Raw genomic sequence first — 625 nt, forward strand, 5'->3', positions numbered from 1 at the left:
GTCACGTAAATGTAAGGAATGTAAAAGCCGGTCTCACCGCCGGGATCACGAACTTGAATTCCTGAATAGCACTCCAAGTACGGCCCCACAGTGCTTGAGGGATAGCTCGCGACCCCCACAACGCCGATTGCAGGGTTTGCTACGGGTACTAATCCCTTCGGCAATAGAGAGGACACCTCGTGCCCCACGCTAAATACAAGGTTTATGGCTTGGCAGCCGAGAAACGCGCTGCCACGGTCTTTGCTCCCACGGTAGAGAGGCGCATCAAGCGGAATACCTTTGACGTCGGGCATCGCATTCCTCCTCGCTCTTGGAGTCTTTGGACGCAACTGTAGATTCAGCTACTCATCTCACCAAGAGTATTCGGTTGTTGAAACCTCCTGAAGAGACTGTGATGTGCAACTTCCAATGCGGCTCGGTGATCCGTCGGCTCATAGATCCGGTGATCGCGATCGTCTTACCGACGACGCATCCAGTTCTGCGCGTTGCACCTCAATTCTGTGCTGCAGAATGAGCTTGACGATTGTGCGTTCATTCCGGCGAAGCGTGCTCACCGACGATGACGCTAACTCGACAGGCCTCTCTATCTGTCGTCTGCAACGTCGATGCCAAGCACCTCATCGGG

Annotated in this window: 1 protein-coding gene; it reads right to left on the reverse strand. The window is 54.4% G+C overall.

Annotated elements, in window-relative coordinates; genetic code table 11:
• The coding region (locus CV770_RS41305; RefSeq protein ID WP_161500097.1) for an acetoacetate decarboxylase family protein at positions 1 to 293 on the reverse strand (293 nt) is incomplete at its 3' end.
• Positions 294 to 625: the final 332 nt, after the last annotated feature.

The organism is Bradyrhizobium sp. AC87j1, assembly GCF_002936975.1.
GTDB classification, from domain to species: Bacteria; Pseudomonadota; Alphaproteobacteria; order Rhizobiales; family Xanthobacteraceae; genus Bradyrhizobium; species Bradyrhizobium shewense.